Source organism: Telmatospirillum sp. J64-1, assembly GCF_006980715.1.
Taxonomy (GTDB): Bacteria; Pseudomonadota; Alphaproteobacteria; order Rhodospirillales; family Magnetospirillaceae; genus Oleiliquidispirillum; species Oleiliquidispirillum nitrogeniifigens.
In genome coordinates this window covers 1-15,727 of the sequence record NZ_SBHN01000006.1, presented here as the reverse complement: position 1 = coordinate 15,727, position 15,727 = coordinate 1, and the positions used below count along the sequence as shown (strand labels likewise).

At 65.2% G+C, this 15,727-nt stretch carries 15 protein-coding genes; 6 read left to right on the top strand and 9 right to left on the bottom strand.

Going from position 1 to position 15,727, the window contains the following annotated elements:
- Positions 1 to 124: 124 nt before the first annotated feature.
- Genes EPD66_RS07145 through EPD66_RS07130 form a run of 4 tightly spaced genes read right to left on the bottom strand, consistent with a single transcriptional unit; the run spans position 125 to position 3,721 of the window.
- Positions 125 to 919, bottom strand: coding sequence for an ABC transporter ATP-binding protein (locus EPD66_RS07145; RefSeq protein ID WP_142847810.1), 795 nt, complete (start codon positions 917 to 919; stop codon positions 125 to 127).
- Positions 916 to 1,806: an ABC transporter permease gene (locus EPD66_RS07140; RefSeq protein ID WP_142847809.1), complete on the bottom strand. Its 891-nt coding sequence runs from the start codon at positions 1,804 to 1,806 to the stop codon at positions 916 to 918. The genes EPD66_RS07145 and EPD66_RS07140 overlap by 4 nt, the downstream gene beginning before the upstream one ends.
- 1 nt (position 1,807) lies before the next feature.
- Positions 1,808 to 2,770 (bottom strand): ABC transporter substrate-binding protein, encoded by a 963-nt coding sequence (locus tag EPD66_RS07135; protein ID WP_142847808.1) that lies wholly within the window; start codon positions 2,768 to 2,770, stop codon positions 1,808 to 1,810.
- A gap of 57 nt (positions 2,771 to 2,827) precedes the next feature.
- Positions 2,828 to 3,721 carry a LysR family transcriptional regulator gene (locus EPD66_RS07130; RefSeq protein WP_142847807.1) on the bottom strand — a complete coding sequence of 298 codons (894 nt, stop codon included), beginning with the start codon at positions 3,719 to 3,721 and terminating at the stop codon, positions 2,828 to 2,830.
- 93 nt (positions 3,722 to 3,814) lie between these two features.
- Between EPD66_RS07130 and EPD66_RS07125 the strand changes: the two genes are divergently transcribed.
- Together EPD66_RS07125 and EPD66_RS07120 are read left to right on the top strand one after the other, a co-directional pair.
- Positions 3,815 to 4,984 (top strand): mandelate racemase/muconate lactonizing enzyme family protein, encoded by a 1,170-nt coding sequence (locus EPD66_RS07125; protein ID WP_142847806.1) that lies wholly within the window; start codon positions 3,815 to 3,817, stop codon positions 4,982 to 4,984.
- Positions 4,981 to 6,042 (top strand): tartrate dehydrogenase, encoded by a 1,062-nt coding sequence (locus EPD66_RS07120; RefSeq protein WP_142847805.1) that lies wholly within the window; start codon positions 4,981 to 4,983, stop codon positions 6,040 to 6,042. Before EPD66_RS07125 ends, EPD66_RS07120 begins: the two co-directional genes overlap by 4 nt.
- A 133-nt stretch (positions 6,043 to 6,175) precedes the next feature.
- On the opposite strand, the gene EPD66_RS07115 is transcribed toward EPD66_RS07120, so the two are convergent.
- Entirely contained in the window at positions 6,176 to 6,727 is a 552-nt protein-coding gene (locus EPD66_RS07115) for a sugar O-acetyltransferase (protein WP_142847804.1), read from the bottom strand.
- Positions 6,728 to 6,774: 47 nt separating this feature from the next.
- Between EPD66_RS07115 and EPD66_RS07110 the strand changes: the two genes are divergently transcribed.
- Positions 6,775 to 7,611, top strand: coding sequence for an alpha/beta fold hydrolase (locus EPD66_RS07110; RefSeq protein WP_142847803.1), 837 nt, complete (start codon positions 6,775 to 6,777; stop codon positions 7,609 to 7,611).
- Between the two features lie 114 nt (positions 7,612 to 7,725).
- Here the strand turns inward: EPD66_RS07110 and EPD66_RS07105 are convergent, their stop codons facing one another.
- From EPD66_RS07105 to EPD66_RS07095, 3 genes are all read right to left on the bottom strand, one after another.
- A complete protein-coding gene (locus EPD66_RS07105; RefSeq protein ID WP_142847802.1) occupies positions 7,726 to 8,988 on the bottom strand; it encodes a pitrilysin family protein in 1,263 nt (420 codons plus the stop codon).
- The gene (gene thrC, locus EPD66_RS07100) at positions 8,985 to 10,388 is read right to left on the bottom strand and encodes a threonine synthase (RefSeq protein ID WP_142847801.1); all 1,404 of its coding nucleotides are present in this window, start codon (positions 10,386 to 10,388) and stop codon (positions 8,985 to 8,987) included. Before thrC ends, EPD66_RS07105 begins: the two co-directional genes overlap by 4 nt.
- Before the next feature lie 114 nt (positions 10,389 to 10,502).
- Positions 10,503 to 11,990, bottom strand: coding sequence for a carboxypeptidase M32 (locus EPD66_RS07095; protein ID WP_142847800.1), 1,488 nt, complete (start codon positions 11,988 to 11,990; stop codon positions 10,503 to 10,505).
- Between the two features lie 138 nt (positions 11,991 to 12,128).
- On the opposite strand from EPD66_RS07095, the gene elbB reads away from it, so the two are divergent.
- The gene (gene elbB, locus EPD66_RS07090; RefSeq protein WP_142847799.1) at positions 12,129 to 12,797 is read left to right on the top strand and encodes an isoprenoid biosynthesis glyoxalase ElbB; all 669 of its coding nucleotides are present in this window, start codon (positions 12,129 to 12,131) and stop codon (positions 12,795 to 12,797) included.
- A gap of 154 nt (positions 12,798 to 12,951) precedes the next feature.
- Here the strand turns inward: elbB and gluQRS are convergent, their stop codons facing one another.
- Positions 12,952 to 13,809: a tRNA glutamyl-Q(34) synthetase GluQRS gene (gene gluQRS, locus EPD66_RS07085; RefSeq protein ID WP_142847798.1), complete on the bottom strand. Its 858-nt coding sequence runs from the start codon at positions 13,807 to 13,809 to the stop codon at positions 12,952 to 12,954.
- A gap of 95 nt (positions 13,810 to 13,904) precedes the next feature.
- Between gluQRS and EPD66_RS07080 the strand changes: the two genes are divergently transcribed.
- Both EPD66_RS07080 and EPD66_RS07075 read left to right on the top strand, forming a co-directional pair.
- On the top strand, positions 13,905 to 14,585 hold the full coding sequence (locus EPD66_RS07080) for an alpha/beta hydrolase (RefSeq protein ID WP_142847797.1): 681 nt from the start codon (positions 13,905 to 13,907) through the stop codon (positions 14,583 to 14,585).
- Positions 14,586 to 14,742: 157 nt separating this feature from the next.
- Positions 14,743 to 15,306 carry an HNH endonuclease gene (locus EPD66_RS07075; protein WP_142847796.1) on the top strand — a complete coding sequence of 188 codons (564 nt, stop codon included), beginning with the start codon at positions 14,743 to 14,745 and terminating at the stop codon, positions 15,304 to 15,306.
- The last annotated feature ends 421 nt before the right edge of the window (positions 15,307 to 15,727 follow it).

Sequence of the window (15,727 nt, the reverse complement as noted above, 5' to 3'; positions counted from 1 at the left end):
ATGTACTTGTGTCATTCAAGAAACTACTAAAGGCCATGAATGCCTCCCATCTGTAGGGTTTCCTGTCTCATTGGAAACGCCTCACGCGCGCATTTGGCTCTGCACGCTGATGGGGGAGGGGGGCCTAGCCCAGCAGCAGGGCGTCGTCGTCGATCTGCTGGCCGCGTACTTTCTCGAACATATGAAGCAAATCCTCGACCTTCATGCCTTTACGCTCGCTGCCCGCGACGTCGAGGACGACACGGCCTTCATGCAACATTACCGTGCGATGACCGTGATCCAGAGCCTGGCGCATCGAATGGGTAACCATCAGCGTGGTCAGCTTGCCGTCCTGGACGATGCGGTCGGTCAAATCCATGACGAAGGCGGCGGTCTTGGGGTCCAGGGCTGCGGTATGTTCATCCAGCAGAAGGATTTTCATCGGGTTCAGCGTCGCCATCACCAGGGTGATGGCCTGGCGCTGGCCGCCCGAAAGCAGCCCCATGCGGTCGCCCAGGCGGTTTTCCAGCCCCAGCCCCAGCAGGGCCAATTTCTCGCGGAAGATGTCCCGCAGGTCGTTAGTGACCGCCCGGCCCAGGCCCCGGCGATGGCCGCGCGACCAGGCCAGCGCCATGTTCTCCTCGATCGTCAGCCCCTCGCAGGTGCCGGCCATGGGGTCCTGGAAGACACGGGCCACCAGCGGCGCGCGCTTGGGCGTCGGCCAGCGCGTGACATCCTGCTCGTCGATGGCGATGCGGCCCGTATCGGGAAAGACCTCGCCCGACAGCACGCCCAGCATGGTCGACTTGCCGGCGCCGTTCGAGCCGATGACGGTGACGAACTCGCCCGCCGGGATGTCCAGCGACAGGCCGCGCAGGGCGCGCGTCTCGACCGGCGTGCCGGGATTGAAGGTGACGTGGACGTCGGAAACCGAAATCATGCCTTTACCCGTTTCAGGAATTTACCACGCATGCCGGGCAGGGTCATGGCGATGACCACCAGCAGGGCGGTGATGAGCTTCAGGTCCTGGGCCTGCAGGCCGATGAAATCGGCATTCAGCGCCAGCGCAACGGCCAGGCGATAGAGGATCGAGCCGATGACGCAGGCCAGAGTCGCCAGGATGATGACGCGGGTGGACATGACGGCCTCGCCCATGATCACGGCCGCCAGGCCGACGACGATGACCCCGACCCCCATCGAGACGTCGGCACCGCCCTGGGCCTGGGCGAACAGGGCTCCGGCCAGCGCCACCAGGGCATTGCTGAGCGCCATGCCCAGCAGCACCATCGCCTCGGTGCGCACGCCCTGGGCGCGGGCCATCCGGGCATTGGCGCCGGTGGCGCGCATGGCAAGGCCGATCTGCGAGGACAGGAACCAGTCCAGCATCAGCTTGATGACCAGGGCGACCACGAAGAACAGGATCAGGCTGGTGACGTAGAAGGGCAGGCCGAAGGCTTCCAGCGGCGTGAACACCGTCTCCTCGCCCAGCAGCGGCTGGTTGGGGCGGCCCATGATGCGCAGGTTGACCGAATAGAGCGCGATCATGGTCAGGATGCTGGCCAGCAGATGCAGGATCTTCAGTCGCACGTTCAGCCAGGCCGTGACCAGCCCGGCCATGGCGCCGCCGAGCATGGCCATGGCCGTGGCGATCCAGGGATTCCAGCCCAGCACGATCAGCGTGGCGGCGACGGCGGCGCCGAGCGGCAGGCTGCCGTCCACCGTCAGGTCCGGGAAGTTCAGGACGCGGAAGCTAAGGAAAACTCCCAAAGCCACCAGGCCGAACAGCAGTCCGGTCTCGATGGCACCAAGAAAGGCAATCAGACTCACCTTACTGCACCACTTCGGCACGAGAGAGCACGGCTTCGGGCAGGGTCACGCCCATGCGTTCGGCCGAGGCGGGATTGACCGACAGGGTGACGGTCTCGATGCCCTGGACGGGGATTTCCCCGGCGGGCTTGCCGCGCAGGATCTCGGCGACGATCTTGCCGGTCTGGCGGCCCACGTCGTAATAGTCGAAACCCACGGCGGCAATGGCGCCGCGCGGCACCGAGGCGGTGTCGGCGGCCAGCACGGGCAGCTTGGAATCCTGGCCGACCTTGACCACGGCCTCAAGGGCCGAGACGACGGTGTTGTCGGTGGGGATGTAGATGGCGTCCACGCGGCCAACCAGCGAACGGGCGGCGCCGAGCACGCTGTTGGTGTCGGGGGCCGAGCCCTCGACGACCTGGATGCCGCGCGCACCGGCCGCTTCCTTCAGCGACGCCACGGTCGAGACGGAATTGACCTCGCCGGGATTGAACAGCACGCCCAGCCGCTTCAGGTCGGGCAGGATTTCCTGGGCGAGGTCGAGATGACGTTCCAGCGGCAGGGCGTCCGAGACGCCGGTGACGTTGCCGCCGGGTTCTTCCCAGCTTTTGACCAGGCGGGCGGCCACCGGATCGGTGACGGCGGAGAACACCACCGGGATGGAGCCGCGCGCGGCGGCGACGGCGGCCTGGGCCGAGGGCGTGGCGATGGCGACGATCACGTCGGCCCGGTCGCCGACGAATTTCCGGGCTATCTGGGCGGCGGTGCCGGTATCGCCCTGGGCGCTTTGATATTCCCAGCGCAGGCCTTCACCGGCCTTGAAGCCTTGGGCTTCAAGCTCGTCCCGGATGCCATCGCGGGTGGCATCCAGCGCCGGATGTTCCACGATGGAGGTGACCTTGACGGATTTGTCTGCCGCTTGGGCAGTGAAGGGCAGGGCCGCCAGCAGGGCGGCGGCGACGGCTTTCTGGGCGAGCTTCAGCATCTGGACCTCGGCAGTCTGGGACGAACGGATAGTTGTAGCCGGGTCCCGTGTTACTCCTCAATCCCTTTCGGTGGCGGCGACGATGGTCCAGAAGGCTTCGGCGGCGGGGCTGAGGCGTTCGCGCGGCCGGAAAATGCGGATATCGGCGGCGACCACCCAGTCTTCGCCGCCCACCGGCACCAGGATTCCGGCGGCTAGGTCTTCCTCGATCAGGCTCAGCGGCAACCAGGCCATGCCGCGCCCGTCGCGGGCCATGGCGCGCAGGACGGTGGCGAGATGCGAGGTGAAGACCCGCTCCAGATGAGCCGGCCGGGTGCGCGCCAGCAAGGCCGCATCGATAGCCCGCCCGACGCCCGAGCTTTCCGAATAGGCCAGCCAGGGCAGGGGCGCCTCTTCCGTTCCCGGCAAGGGAGCGATGCCCGGTGCCGCCACCGGCACCAATCGGTCATGGCCGACGATGGCTGAACGGAAATGCTGGGCATCCAGACGTGTCGCCGCGCCGGGGGCATGGTGGCAGAGCAGGAACTGGCATTGCCCCTGGACCAGCAGGTTCTCGCAGGCGGCCATGTTGTCGGAATCGAGGCGGATCGAGGCGGGGCGGGCGTTTTCCTCGAGTTCCCGCAGCCAATTGGGAAAGAAGGTCAGGGACAGGCTGTGGGTGGCGGCGAAGCGCAGGGTCTGGGCCTGGGTGGAATGGGCATGGCGGGCCGCCTCCCGCCCCTGATGCAGGCGGCGCAGCATCTCGTCGGCGACGGGCCGGAAGACGGCTCCGGCGGCGGTGGGAACCACGGGCTGGACGTGGCGGTCGAACAGGGGCACGCCGACCCATTCCTCCAAGGCCCGGATGCGCCGGGAAAAGGCCGGTTGGGTCAGATGGCGCGCCTCGGCCGCCCGCGAGAAATTGCCGCTGTCGGCCAAGGCCAGGAAGTCTTCGAGCCAGCCCAGTTCCATCTCTATGCCGCATCCGCATCAAATGATGCCAATTTGGCATTCGCGGCCCTTCGCGTCCACCGATACCCTTCTCGCACCAGAAGGAGGGATGTCATGAGAATTGTCGAGATCCGCGAGAAGACCGTTTCCATCGCCTCGCCCATCGCCAATGCCTATATCGATTTCAGCAAGATGACCTGTTCGGTCGTGGCCCTGGTCACCGATGTGGTGCGCGACGGCAAGCGGGTGGTCGGCTACGGCTTCAATTCCAACGGCCGCTACGGCCAGGGCAGCCTGATGCGCGAGCGTTTCCTGCCGCGCCTGCAAGAGGCCGATCCGAAGACCCTGGTGGACGAGAAGAACGACAATCTCGATCCCTTCGCCATCTGGAAATGCCTGATGACCAATGAAAAGCCGGGCGGCCATGGCGAGCGCTCGGTGGCCGTCGGCGTCATCGACATGGCGGTCTGGGATGCCGTCGCCAAGATCGAAGGCAAGCCGCTCTACCGCCTGCTCGCCGACCGCTATCGCGGCGGCAAGGCCGACGACAAGGTCTGGGTCTATGCCGCCGGGGGCTACTACTATCCCGGCAAGGACAATTCGGCCCTCCAGGACGAGCTGAAAAGCTATGTCGATCGTGGCTATTCGGTGGTGAAGATGAAGATCGGCGGCGTCGATCTGGCCGAGGACATTAAGCGCATCGAAGCGGCGCTGGAGGTGGTCGGCGGTGACGGCCAGCGGCTCTGCGTCGACGCCAATGGCCGCTTCGACCTGGACACCGCCATCGCCTATGCCGAGGCGATTCGGCCCTATAACCTGCGCTGGTACGAAGAAGCGGGCGATCCGCTGGATTATGCGCTGCAGGCCGAGCTGTCCAAGCATTACGACCTGCCCATGGCGACCGGCGAGAACCTGTTCTCGATGCAGGATGCGCGCAACCTGATCCGTCACGGCGGCATGCGCCCCGACCGCGACGTGCTGCAATTCGACTGCGCCCTGTCCTACGGCCTGGTCGAATATCTGCGCACGCTGGAGATGATGGAGCAGAACGGCTGGTCCAGCCGCCGCGTCGTTCCCCATGGCGGCCATCAGATGTCGCTGAACATCGCCGCCGGGCTGCATCTGGGCGGCAACGAATCCTACCCGGATGTATTCAAGCCCTTCGGTGGATTTGCGGATGGCACGGCTGTCGTGGACAGCTATGTTGGCCTGCCCGACGTCCCCGGCGTCGGTTTCGAGGCGAAATCCGAACTTTACGCTGTCATGCAGGAGCTGGCCCAATGAGCAAGTCTTATCGTATCGCCGTCATCCCCGGCGACGGCATCGGCAAGGAAGTCGTGCCCGAGGGGCTGCGGGTCCTGGAGACCATCGGGCGCAAATTCGACATCTCCTTCCAGTTCGACGAACTGGACTGGAGCTGCGAGCGCTATCACAAGACCGGCCGCATGATGCCCGAGGACGGCCTGGAACAGGTCCGTCACCACGACGCCATCTTCCTGGGCGCCGTGGGCTTTCCCGGCGTGCCGGATCATGTCTCGCTGTGGGGCCTGCTGATCCCGCTGCGCCGCCAGTTCCGCCAGTACGTGAACCTGCGTCCGGTGCGCCTGTTCGAGGGCGTGCATTGCCCGCTGGCGGGCCGCAAGCCCGGCGATATCGACTACATGATCGTCCGCGAGAACAACGAGGGCGAATATTCCGAGATCGGCGGCCGCCTGAATGCCGGGACGGAAGACGAGATGGTGGTGCAGGAAACCGTCTTCACCCGCAAGGGCGTGGACCGGGTTCTGAAATTCGCCTTCGACCTGGCCCAGTCCCGTCCGCGCAAGCAGCTTGCCTCGGCCACCAAGTCCAACGGCATCATCCACACCATGCCCTTCTGGGACGAACGCTTCGCCGAGATGGCCAAGGCCTATCCCGAGGTCGGGACCAGCCAGTTCCACATCGACATCCTGACCGCGCATTTCGTGCGCAATCCCCATTGGTTCGACGTGGTGGTGGGCTCGAACCTGTTCGGCGACATCCTCTCCGATCTCGGCCCGGCGACCACCGGTACCATCGCCATCGCGCCGTCGGCCAACCTGAACCCGGAACGCGACTACCCCTCGATGTTCGAGCCGGTCCATGGCTCGGCCCCGGATATCGCGGGCAAGGGCATCGCCAATCCCATCGGCCAGATCTGGTCGGGGGCGATGATGCTCGACCATCTGGGCCACAAGGATGCCGGTGCGGCCATCGTCTCGGCCATCGAGAAGGTGCTGGCCGCCTCCGATATCCGCACCCCGGACATGGGCGGCAAGGCCACGACGGCTGAATTCGGCGAGGCGATCGCCCAGGCGATCTGAGCCGAATTGGGTCCGTCCGTCAAATCGTCACCCCCGCGAAAGCGGGGGTCCATCTCGTTTCCTGTTCACATGCGATAGCGCAGGTATAGATTCCCGCTTTCGCGGGAATGACGGGGGAAGAGGTGGCCGCTCGCTACACCTCCCGCACCACCCGCGCCGGATTGCCGACAACGACCGAGCGGGGGGGCACGTCCTTCGTCACGACGCTGCCCGCCGCGATCACGCTGTCGTCGCCGATGGTCACGCCGGGCAGGATGATGGCGCCGCCGCCGATCCAGACATTGGTACCGACGCGGATGGGCAGGGCATATTCCTGCCCATCCCGCCGCAAACCGGGGTCGAGGGGATGGGTGGCCGTATAGAATTGCACCGCCGGGGCGATCTGGGTGAAGTCGCCGATCTCAATGGCGGCGCAATCCAGGAAGACGCAATTGAAATTGATGAAGACGTTGCGGCCGATCTTGATATTCTCGCCGTAGTCGCAGCGGAAATCCGGCCGGATCACGGTGTTTTCCCCCACCGAGCCGAGAAGCTCCCGCAAGATTTCCTCCCGCCGGTCTTCCGGGGCGGCGTTGAAGGCGGCCATCAGGCGGTCCGCGCGGCTTCGCCCGGCGACGAGTTCGGGGGCGGCGGCGTTATAAAGGTCGCCGTCGAGCATTTTCTGCTTTTCGCTTTTTCCGGTCATTGCGGCTTTCCGTCTGGCGCTTCGGTTGCTGATAGAGTGAAGGAAAGATGATGTTGCCTCAATCCCACTACGTCTTCTGCGCCGGGCGGGAGATCCATGTATCCGTTTGGGGAGAGGGCAATCCCGAGACGGTCGTCTGCTGGCATGGCTTGGTGCGGACGGGGCGGGATTTCGACATCCTGGCCGAACATTTGTCGCGGCGTTTCCGCGTGCTTTGTCCCGATGCGCCGGGGCGGGGGCTGTCGCAATGGGCCGAGGAGCCGGCGGCGGAATATTGCTTCACGGCTTATCAGCGCGTGGCGCTGGACCTGCTGGCGGCATTCGCCGTCGACCGGCTGCGCTGGGTCGGCTCTTCGATGGGTGGGGCCTTGGGCATCCGGTTGGCCGGTGGCGTGTTGAAGGACCGCATGGAGCGGCTGTTGGTCAACGATATCGGCCCGCAACTGCCCCCTCCCGCCGTCGAGCGGATTCTCGCTTATGTGGGCAATCCGCCCGCCTTCGACAGCATGGCCGAGTTGGAAGCTTATCTGCGGCTGGTCTACAAACCCTATGGCGCCATGACGGACGGCGAATGGCGTCGCATGGCCGAGACATCCTGCCGCCGCCGCGACGACGGCCGCCTGACCCTGCATTACGATCCCGCCGTCATCCGCCAGTTCAGCGATCATCCCCGCGACTACGATCAATGGCCGGGCTGGGAGGCCATTACCGCGCCGGTCCTGTTGTTGCGCGGGGAAAGCTCGGACCTGCTGCCGCCGGACTGGGCCGCCGAGATGACGCGCCGCAATTCCCGGACGCGCCTGCTGGAGGTCAAGGGCTGTGGCCATGCCCCGGCGCTGAACGTGCCGGAACAGGTGGACGCGGTGGCATCCTTCCTGGAGTGAAAAGGGCGCGGAGAGTGATCTCCGCGCCCTTCGAATGCCGTCTCGGCCTTTTTCCCGTCACTTCCGCTTTCGCGGGGCGAAGGCGGTTTGCTTGCGCTTCGAGCAGAAAGCCTTTTACAGGGCCAGCCGGCTGGCGATCTGGTCGTAGCTTTCCACCTTGCCCAGCGGGCCGATGGCGGCCACGGTGGGGCGGGAGGAAAGGATGCGCCGGGCGGTGCGCTTGACGGCGGCGGCATCCACGGCTTCGATCTTGGCGACTACTTCCTCGACCGGAATGGGGCGGCCGAAGGCCATGATCTGGCGGGCCAGCTGTTCGCAGCGCGAAGACGTGCTTTCCAGCGACATCAGCATGCTGGCTTTGAGCTGGGCACGGGCGCGGCGGACTTCCTCTTCCGTCACGTCCTCCGTCGAGCGCAGCATCTCCTCGCAGGCCACGGGGATCAGTTCCGCCACCTCGTTCTCGCCGGTCCCGGCATAGACGGCGAACATGCCGCCGTCGTGATAGGACGAGGCGTAGGAATAGATGGAATAGACCAGACCCCGCTTCTCGCGGATTTCCTGGAACAGGCGCGAGGACATGCCGCCGCCGAGCACGGTGGAATAGACCGAGGCGGCATAGAAGTCCGGATCGTCGTAGGCCACCGAGTCGAAGCCCAGCAGCACATGGACCTGTTCCAGGTCGCGCTCCTCGCGGAAATCGCCGCCACGGTAATTGGCGGGTTCCTCGGGCAGGTCGGCCTCGGCGGGCAGGGTGTCGAAGGCCTTGTGCGCCATCTCGACGATCTGGTCGTGATCGACGCGTCCGGCGGCGGCCAGGATCATGCGGCTGGCCGAATAGTTCTGGCTCATATAGCCGTGAACCACGTCGCGGTTCATGCCGCGCACCAGTTCCTCGGTGCCCAGCACGGGACGGCCCAGCGCTTGGTCGGGATAGGCGGTTTCCTGGAAGTAGTCGAAGATGATGTCGTCGGGCGTGTCGATGGCCTGGCTGATCTCCTGCACCACCACCGCCTGTTCGCGGGCCAGTTCCTCGGGATCGATGACCGAGTGCTGGAGGATGTCGGAAATGATGTCCAGCCCCAGCGCCACGTCTTCTTTCAGCACCTTGGCGTAATAGGCCGTCTGCTCGCGCGAGGTATAGGCGTTGAGATGGCCGCCCACGGCCTCGATCTGCTCGGCGATATCGCGGGCGGAACGGCGATGGGTGCCCTTGAAGGCCATATGTTCGAGCAGATGCGAAACGCCGTTGATCTCGGGGCGTTCGTGGCGCGTGCCGACATTGACCCAAACGCCCATGGACACGGATTCCACCGTGTCCATGGGGTCGGTCAGGACGCGCAGGCCATTGGGGAGGACGGTTTCACGGATACGGGTCATGCGGGCACCTTGGCGACGGCAGCGCGGACATAGGCCTTTACCGCCTCGACATCATTGGGTGCAGAATCCAAACGTTCGGTCCTTTCGAAAAGATCGCCCAGCCAGGTGGGCAGGCCGGGGCGCAGGCCCGAGGCCTGTTCCACCGCATCGGGGAACTTGGCCGGATGGGCGGTGGCAAGGCTGACCAGCACCGAGCCTTCCGGCCGTCCGCAATCGCGGCCGGCGGCGACGCCGATGATGGAATGGGGCTCGAGCAATTCGCCGCTGTCACGATACAGTCCGGCGATGCGAGTGCGGGTGGCGTCGTCGTCATAGCGACGTCCCTCGAAGAGCTGGCACAGGGCGCGCCATCCCCCCTGGGGCATTTCCATGCGCCCGGTCTCGCGGAATTCCTTCATCATGGCATCGACGGTGGCGCCTTCGCGGTCCACGTAGTCGAACAGCAGGCGCTCGAAATTGCTCGACACCTGGATGTCCATGCTGGGGCTGATCGAGGGTTCGACGCCTTCGATGACCATCGAGCCCGAATTCAGGAAGCGGGTCAGGATGTCGTTGCGGTTCGATCCCACCACCAGCTTGTCGATGGGCAGGCCCATGCGGCGGGCGGCATAACCGGCATAGATGTTGCCGAAATTGCCCGTCGGCACGGCGAAGGTGAAGGAACGCTCGGGCGCGCCGAGCGACAGCCCGGCCCAGAAATAATAGACGATCTGGGCCATGATGCGGGCCCAGTTGATGGAATTGACCGCCGACAGGCTCATCTCGTCGCGGAAGGCCTCGTCGTTGAACATGGCCTTGACCAGGTCCTGGCAATCGTCGAAGGAGCCTTCGATCGCCAGGTTGCGCACGTTCGGCGACAGCACGCTGGTCATCTGGCGGCGCTGCACTTCGGAGACGCGGCCCTTGGGGTGCAGGATGATGATGTCGATGGACTCGCGGTCGCGGCAGGCCTCGATGGCCGCCGAGCCGGTATCGCCCGAAGTGGCGCCGACGATGCAGACGCGCTGGCCGCGCTTCTTCAGCACATGGTCGAACAGGCGGCCGAGCAGTTGCAGCGCCACGTCCTTGAAGGCGAGCGTCGGGCCGTGGAACAGTTCCAGCAGCCAATCATCGGTGCCGATCTGCTTCAGCGGCGTCACCGCGGGATGACGGAAGGAACCATAGGCGTCAGTCACCATCGCCCGCAGTTCGTCCTCGGTGATCGAGCCTTCGACGAAGGGCAGCATCACCCGCACCGCCAGTTCCTGATAGCTCAGGCCGCGCATTTCGCGCAGTTCGCTGGCGGTGAAGAAGGGAAATTCTTCCGGCACGTACAGGCCGCCATCGCGGGCCAGACCGGTCAGAAGAACGTCGTCGAATTCGAGGACAGGGGCGCGGCCCCGGGTGCTGACATACTTCAAGTCGAACTCCAACAGGCGCTCATAAGAAAAGCGCGCCACGATAGTACATGCAGTCGGTGCGGGACAAGGTCGCCGCACCGCATATCGGCTGAACTTCGATATTCTTAACGGAAATTACGCCAGATAACGCCGCCGCAAGTGGTCCTTGAAGACCTGCGGGTCAAGGGGGCGGCCCGTCGCCTGGGTCAAGAGGTCGCGGGTCGAGAGCAGCGAGCCCTTTTCATGGACATTGGCGCGCAGCCAGGTCAGCAGCGGGCCGAAATCTCCCCGGCCGATGGATTCGGGGATCGAGGGCACATCCCGGCGGGCGGCGTCGAACAGCTGGGTGGCGGTCATGGCGCCCAAAGTATAGGTCGGGAAATAGCCCCAGGCGCCGTCGAACCAGTGGATGTCCTGTAGGCAGCCGCGCCGGTCGTCGGGCGGGGTGATGCCCAGCAGCGTCTTCATCCCCTCGCTCCAGGCGCCGGGCAGGTCGTTCACTTCCATCTCGCCCGCGATCAGCGCCTTTTCCAGGCGATAGCGCAGGATGACATGGGCGGGATAGGTGACCTCGTCGGCATCGACGCGGATGAAGTCGGGCTGCACGCGGATGCCGCGCCGATACAGGCTTTCGGCCTCCCATTCCGGGCCGCTGCCGCCGAAGGCCTGGCGCATCAGGGGCGCGGCGAAGGTCATGAATTCGCGCGAGCGGCAGGCCTGCATCTCCATCAGCAGGGACTGGCTCTCGTGCAGGCTCATGCCGCGCGCCTGTCCCACCGGCTGGCGGCGCCATTGCTTGGGCAGGCCCTGCTCGTAGAGGGCATGGCCGGTCTCGTGCAGCACGCCCATGATGGCGCTGGTGAAGTCGTCCTCGTCATAGCGGGTGGTCATGCGGATGTCGTCGGGGATGCCGCCGCAGAAGGGATGGAAGCTCTCGTCCAGCCGCCCGCGTTCGAAATCGAAGCCCAGTACGCCCATCAGCTTGCGGCCCAGTTCCTTCTGCGTCGCGGCGGGGAAGGGGCCCTTCGGGGCGGGCGGCTCTGCGCCCTGGTGTTCCAGCACCTCGCCCAGGAAGCCGGGCAGGAAGGCTTCGAGATCGGCGAAGACTTCATCGATTTCCGCCGATCGCCCGCCCGGCTCGTATTCGTCGAGCAAGGCGTCATAGAGCGAGCAGCCCAGCTTCGCGGCCTTGGCCTGGGCGGTCTGGCGGATCAGGTTCAGCACCTCGGCCAGCAGCGGCGCGACGGCGGCGAAGTCCGAGGCGGCGCGCGCCTCGCGCCAGGTCATCTCGCAGGCCGAGACGGCGCGGCTGGTGGCCTCGACCAGATCGCCCGGAACGGCGGTGGCATGAACGTATTCGCGGCGGAATTCCCGCAGATTGGCGCGCTGCCAGTCGTTCAGGCCGTCCTGCCGGCTTTCGGCCTCGTCCAGCCATTCGCCCACCTGCGGGGCGGTCATCAATTCATGATGCAGGCCCTTGAGCGCGGCCAACTGCCCGCCGCGCGCCTCGGCGCCGTCCGCGGGCATCATGGTGGACATGTCCCAATGCAGGAGTCCGATCGTTTCGGACAACACGCCCAGACGTTCGCACAGACGTTCCAGTTGCTCATAGGCCGATGCCATCTTGTCACTCCTTCTAGGCTAGTCCTCACCATATAGGGCCGCCATCTGCCCAGCCAGCTTTGCCGAACAGCATATTGCGGCGCAACCGTGCTGGCCGTAGCTTCAAAAAACTCTTTCTGACTGTAAGGATTCTCCAACATGCGCAAAGTCGCGGTCGTGCTGTCGGGGTGTGGCGGGCTGGACGGGTCGGAGATCCGTGAAGCGGTGCTGACCCTGCTGGCGATCGAACGGGCTGGCGCCCGCGCGGATTGTTTCGCGCCCGACATGTCCCAGGAAGATGTCGTCGACCACCTGTCCGGCCAGCCCATGGTCGAGACGCGCAACGCCCTGCGCGAGGCGGCCCGCATCACGCGCGGCCGGGTGCGCCCTCTGGGGCAACTTCATTCCAGTGATTATCATGCCTTGATGCTGCCCGGCGGGCTGGGGGCGGCCAAGACATTGTCCAGCTTCTTCCGCGACGGCACCGATTGCACGGTCCTGCCGGAACTGGCCCGGGCCATCAAGGATTTCTCGCGTGCGGGCAAGCCCATCGGCGCCACCTGCATGGCGCCGGTCCTGCTGGCCCGCGTCCTCGACCGGATCGAGATCACCATCGGCAACGACCTGGGCACGGCCTCGGCCATCAAGACCATGGGCAGCATCCACCGCCCGGCCGCCAGCGATCAGGTCGTCGTGGACCACAAGGCACGCATCGCCACGGCCGCCTGTCACATGCTCGACGCCACCCTGAGCGAGATCGCCACGGCCACCGAGGGCGTGGTCCATGCCTTGCTGCATATGATGGAATGCCCGGAATCCTGCTGCTGAGGAGGAAGGGGAGGTGCACAGGATCATGCTTCGGGACGGCCCTGCGGGGCTCCTCGGCATGAGGTTCATCTTCTTGAGATAAAACACGGAACGAGCCTCGTCCTGAGGAGCCGCGAAGCGGCATCTCGGAGGACGGCGCAGGCCGAAAATCCGCCTATCCCGTCGCCACGAAACCCGCCATGGCCTGGACCTCCGCGGGCGTCTTGCCAGATTCGCGCAAGGCCTGCAGGGTCAGGGACTTGTCGCGCTTGGCGAAGCGGCGGCCGGTCTCATCGGTGAGCAGGCGATGGTGGTGCCAGTCGGGAACGTGCAGCCCCAGCAGGGCCTGCAGCAGGCGGTGGATATGGGTTGCCTCGAACAAATCCTCGCCGCGTGTGACCAGGGTGATGCCTTGAAGGTAGTCGTCCACGGTGACGGCCAAGTGATAGCTGGTGGGCACGTCCTTGCGGGCCAGCACCACGTCGCCGAAGATTTCCGGCGTCGCCACGATCTCGCCCTTGCCCCGGTCGTGCCAGGTCAGGGGACCGGCGGCCGCGATGGCCGCATGCATGTCCAGGCGCAGGGCATAAGGCTCGCCCGCCGCCATGCGCGCATCGGCTTCGGCGCGCGGCAGGGCGCGGCAGAGGCCGGGATAGAGCGGGCCGTCCGGGCCGTGGGGGGCATGCCCGGCGCGGGCGATTTCCTCCTGGATGTCCTTGCGCGTGCAGAAGCAGGGATAGAGCAGGCTCATCTCGTCCAATCGTCCCAGGGCGCGGGCATAGTCTTCCATATGTTCGGACTGGCGGCGGACCGGCCCGTCCCAGGTCAGGCCCAGCCAAGCGAGGTCTTCAAGGATGCCTTCGGCGAATTCGGGGCGGCAGCGCACCGGGTCTATGTCTTCCAGGCGCAGCAGGAATTGTCCCCCCGCCTGCCTGGCCGCCAGCCAGCCGAACAGGGCGGAATGGGCATGGCCGAGATGCAGCCCGCCCGTCGGGCTGGGGGCGAAGCGCGTGACGATGGGGGAGGCGGGCATGAAGGGCTCTGTCGTCAGGGGTAGCATTCGCGGGGGTGACAGGGGGATGGCTTCGGGTTAGGACTGTGGCGCGACAGTGAAGAAGGAGCCATTCCATGTCCAATCCCGCGCTTTCCGGTCCGTCCGTTCCTCCGGCCTCGGGAGGCAAGCCGAAGCAGTTGGTGATCTTTCTGCATGGCGTCGGCTCGGATGGCAACGATCTGATCGCCCTGGCGCCCTATTTCGCCCAGGCCTTGCCCGATGCCGAATTCCTGTCGCCCAATGCCCCTCAGCCTTTCGACATGGCCCCATTTGGCTTCCAGTGGTTCAGCCTGCAAGACCGCTCGCCCGAGGCCATCGGGGCCGGGGTGCGCCAGACGCTGCCGGTCCTCAATGCCTTCATCGACGCCGAGCTGGAAAAGCGCGGCCTGACCGATGCCGACCTGGCGCTGGTGGGGTTCTCGCAAGGCACCATGATGTCCCTGCATGCCGCCCTGCGCCGTCCTCGTGCCTGCGCGGTAGTCGTGGGCTATTCCGGCCTGCTGGCTGATCCCGAATCGCTGCCGGGCGAGATCAAATCGCGCCCGCCGGTGTTGTTGATTCATGGTGAGGCTGATGATGTGGTGCCGTTCGGCCTGCATCCCGCGGCCGTCGAAGCGCTGGAACGCGCGGGCGTGCCGGTGCTGGCGATGACCCGCCCCGGTCTCGGCCATTCCATCGATCAGGAAGGGCTGGTGGCGGGAATCCGCTTCGTGGCGCAGTCTTTCGGTGCCGCCCGGCAGGAGCAACAGGAGTAACTCTGTAAAGGGAGGGGTGGCGCCGGGAGTAGCGGCTGCCCCTTTTCCCGTGTTATCTTGGCGGTCCGCTGGCAAGGCGGTTTCATAGAACTGTTATGAATGCTTGATGTGTTTGACGAGATAATAGAGTCCTGAAGTCAACCCAGGGAGGGAGGCGATGGCCACGGCTTTACAGTCCTGTCCTGCGCTGGTGCTGAACGCCGATTTCCGGCCGCTCAGCTACTTCCCCTTGTCTCTATGGTCCTGGCAGGAGGCGATCAAGGCGGTGGTCGCCGACCGGGTCAACGTGGTTTCGGAATATGACCGCGTCGTCCGCTCTCCCAACTGGGCCTTCCGCCTGCCCAGCGTCATCTCGCTCAAGGAATATGTGCCGGCGGCGCGCCATCCGGCCTTCACCCGCTTCAACCTGTTCCTGCGCGACCGCTTCGTCTGCCAATATTGCGGACATCCCTTTCCTGTCCACGACCTGACCTTCGACCATGTGATCCCGCGTTCGCGCGGGGGGCAGACGACTTGGGAGAATGTCGTGGCCGCCTGCGGGCCATGCAATCTGGTCAAGGCGAACAGAACACCGGCGGAGGCGGGAATGCCGCCGCTGATGAGGCCGTATCGGCCGACGTCACATCAGCTTCAGCTCAACGGACGATCCTTCCCGCCAAATTTTCTGCATGAAAGTTGGCGGGATTTTCTTTACTGGGATTCGGAACTGGAGCCGTTCTAAAACGTGGTGCAGGAAATCTGCATCACGTTTTAAGTTTATACTCTTGCCCTCTGCCTTGGCGCAGCCGTGGGGGGCGTCGGCAAAGCCGGTTCCGCTTGCATCAATCCGTCACCCCCGCGAAAGCGGGGGCCCATTCGGCCCGGGAAGAATCAGTGGCGGCATGGATTCCCGCTTTCGCGGGGGTGACGGGAAAAGCGGGGCTGGAGTTCCGTGCCTTTAATGAGCATCGCGGTTTGACTTGATATGAGCCCTCGCCCGGGCCCGCCTCATGCTTCGAGACGCCGCCGGGGCGGCTCCTCATCCTGGAGACCTTTGCACGGAAGGCATGATTGTGATTCGATAGCGGCCTGTTCGATCAGCAGGAGAGGCCGTCATGGCACGCAAGCGGATTGGTCAGTTAGGCTGGGCCGATGCGGCAGTT